The 3,250-nt window shown below is 65.6% G+C and carries 3 protein-coding genes; 2 read left to right on the top strand and 1 reads right to left on the bottom strand.

Annotated features, from left to right (window positions below; genetic code table 11):
- The coding region (locus tag GF405_03695; GenBank protein MBD3367267.1) for a hypothetical protein at window positions 1–1,468 on the top strand (1,468 nt) is incomplete at its 5' end.
- A 21-nt stretch (window positions 1,469–1,489) separates the two neighbouring features.
- Here the strand turns inward: GF405_03695 and GF405_03700 are convergent.
- Entirely contained in the window at window positions 1,490–1,789 is a 300-nt protein-coding gene (locus GF405_03700; protein MBD3367268.1) for a hypothetical protein, read from the bottom strand.
- A gap of 379 nt (window positions 1,790–2,168) precedes the next feature.
- On the opposite strand from GF405_03700, the gene GF405_03705 reads away from it, so the two are divergent.
- Window positions 2,169–3,250, top strand: a 1,082-nt coding sequence (locus tag GF405_03705; GenBank protein MBD3367269.1) for a PAS domain-containing protein, incomplete at its 3' end; no start/stop codon positions are given.

Below are 3,250 nucleotides of genomic sequence, written 5' to 3' on the forward strand. Positions count from 1 at the left end.
AGGCGTCGTCCGCGTCCCGCAGGACGAACCAACGATCTCCGCCGGCATCAGCGAGGCCTCTCCCGGCGACACCGTGCTCATCGCGTCCGGCACATACGACGAGCACAGCCTCAATGTGACGAAAGGCATCACGATCGCCGGCGCTGCGGACCACCCCGACTCGGTGACGATCGACGGCGGGGGAACCGACCAGATCATGCACATCATGGGCGCCGACGGCTCGGTCGTCCGCGGCATCACCTTCACGAACGGTCGCGCGTTCCTCGCGGGCGCCGTCCGATGTGACACATCAGGCGTCGACTTCGAGTCGTGCGCCTTCACGGACAACTACTCGACCTACATCGCCGGGGCGCTCTACCTGGAGAACGCCTCCAGGGAGACGCAGACGTTCAACAACTGCACCTTCAGCGGCAACTACGCAGAGGGCTCGGGCGGCGCGGTCTGGCTCGAGTACGGCGCGGCGGTCTTCACGAACTGCACGTTCGACCAGAACGACGCGGAATTCGACGGGGGCGCGGTCGCCGTGAGCGATGAGGCGACCGTGACATTCACCGACTGTGTGTTCGACGGGAACGACGCACTCGACGGGTACGGCGGGGCGCTGGACATCGGGTCCGACGGCTCGCTCGCGCTCACGGGCTGCACGTTCACGGGAAACAAGGCCTACGACGGCGATGGAGGTGCCGTCTACGTCAATCCCGGCACGCACGCCGATATCAGCAGTTGCGATTTCGTCGGGAACTGGGCGGAGGACCGAAGCGGCGCGGTGAGCCTCGACGAGCTCCCCCACATCTCTGTGACGGACTGCGGGTTCGAGTCCAACACGACGGACCGCGAAGCGGCGGCGCTCGACATCGATGAGTCGAATGACATCACGTTCGAGCGAAACGCGTTCGTCGGCCACACCGGCACGGGAGGGGCTGCCGTCATCGTCTATAACTCACCGATGACCTTCACCGACTGCCTCTTCGCCGGCAACACGGCGAACTGGGGCGGCGCGCTCGAGATCTGGAACTCGGACCCGACCACCATCCACGGCTGCACATTCACTGGGAACGAGATGACGGGCTTTGGCGGCGCTCCTGCGATCACGATCTACTCCACGAGCGGCGGCGACCCGACGATCACATTCGAGTACTGCTCGATCTCCGAGAACATCGGCGGAGAGCCGATCTACGAGAGCGACGGCGTTGCCAATCTCTCGTGCTCCACCGTCTGGGGCAACCCGTCCGGCGACTGGGTCGGCCCGATCGCGGGCCAGGGGTCAGTGAACGGCAACATGTCCGAGGACCCGCTCTTCTGCGACCCCGAGTCCGGCGACTACCGGCTCTGCGCCGACTCACCGTGCCTGCCCGAGAACAACCCGGAGTGCACCGAGCTCATCGGCGCCTACGAGGCGGGCTGCCCGGAGTGCGGGACCGCCGTCGAGCCTGTGAGCTGGGGCAGCATCAAGGCCATCTTCCGGTAGACGGTGACCGTGCAGGACGGTCTACCTCAACAGCACCGGCGCCTGGAGATCCTGAAGGGATGACTCCAGGAACGCCTTGAACTCCACGTAGCGCTCCGGCGAAATGAACTCGCCCGGGATCACGATCTCACGCTCAGCCGTGGGAGTTTCGCCTTCCACACGGTAGTTCGCTCGATAGTAACACCCGCCCGACGCGAACGAGCAGTTCTCCGGCACGGCCATCGGTTCGAACCCATCGGGAAGCTCCAGCGTCGTCACGAGACGTGAGCACGCCGCGACCCCTCTCAGATCGATCGGGGTCTCGCGCTCCGTGCCCGCCACGATGGCGCCGAACGCGTTGCTGAGCCGGCTCCTGGAGAGAGGGTCGCCGTTCGACGGCCGGGGAATCGGGGCCCTTCAGCCGTGGGCCCGGGGTGGCCGGTGCGTGGCACAGGCACCTGACGAACTGCATGGTGGCTGATGCACAGCCCGTTCAAATGCACGCGCTCCCCGCACGGCGTTTGCAGTGCCCGCGGTCATCAGATTCGGTCGACAAGGCGCTGAGCGCTTCCGTGACAAGCCGCCGAGCAGCCTGACGTTCGTTCATCGGTTACGGTGGTGCTTTCTACGCTGGCACGCACTTTGCTAGATATGGCGTCGAGAGCTTCGTTTTGCTGGCTGACTGCGACTGCCTCGGCGACCTTCCGCGTCGCCGTGCCCGATGCCGACCACGGTGTCGCGGGCGAGCAGGCATGAGGGCAATACCATGGCGCAGCGCCCGTCCCGATTCTCGAGCCGACGCACCGAGCATCAGGCGATCATCCTCGCGGCCTTCGCGGGCATGTTCGCGTGGGTCATGCAGGCGGCCCTCGACTACTACTTCTATGCGGGTCGGACGTACCCGGAACACCTCTTCCTGAACGTCCCTCCCAGGGAGCTTTTCAGCCGCCTCACCATTCTCTCGGCCTTCCTCATGGCCGGCTTCATCACCTCCCGCATGGTCCGCACGCTGGAGCGGGCCAACGCCCGGGCCCGAAGGCTCGACGACTGCGTACGGACGGTCCGGAACGTCAATCAGCTCATAACACGTGAGGGCGATCGAGAGCAGCTCGCTCGGGGCGCGTGCGAGACACTCGTCGCGGGCCTCGGCTACGACCGCGTCGAGATCAACCTGGCGGACAAGGCGGTCGCTGCAGCGGAAAAGGAAGGTCGTGCCGTCGAGGAGGACGAGCTTTCCTTCGCCGCGTTTCCGATCTCCTGCGCCGATGAGGTCCTCGGCGAGCTTGTCGTCTCAACAGCGGGATCTTCGCAGCTGGACGACGAGGAGGAGGCTCTCCTCAACGAGGTGTCCGAGGACATCGGTTTCGCCGTCAGGAGCATCGAGCTCGGAGAACGCCTCGAGCAGCAGCGTGAGGAGCTCGAGACGATCCTCGATTCGGTTCCGGCCTACATCACCTACAAGGACACCGAGGGACGCTATCTCAGAGTCAACAGGGCGGTCGCCGATCTGGCGGGCGTCCCGATGGAGGCGTGGGCCAGGAGACGTCTCTCGGAGATCATACCTGATGCTCCGGAGGAGGGGCGGGCAGTCGACACGCAGGTGATCGAGACGGGAAGGCCCCGGCGCACGGCCATCGGCACGCTCGACTTCGCCCCCGACAGGAGATGGGTCCAGACCGACCGGATTCCCTACCGGGACGGCAGCGGAGAGACCATCGGCGTCATCACGCTGAGCTACGACATCACCGACCTCATGGAGGCCCAGCGCGACCTGGCGATCAAGGAGGAGCAGCTTCGCCAGTC

It is taken from the genome of Candidatus Effluviviaceae Genus V sp. (genome assembly GCA_014728125.1).
GTDB lineage: Bacteria > Joyebacterota > Joyebacteria > Joyebacterales > Joyebacteraceae > WJMD01.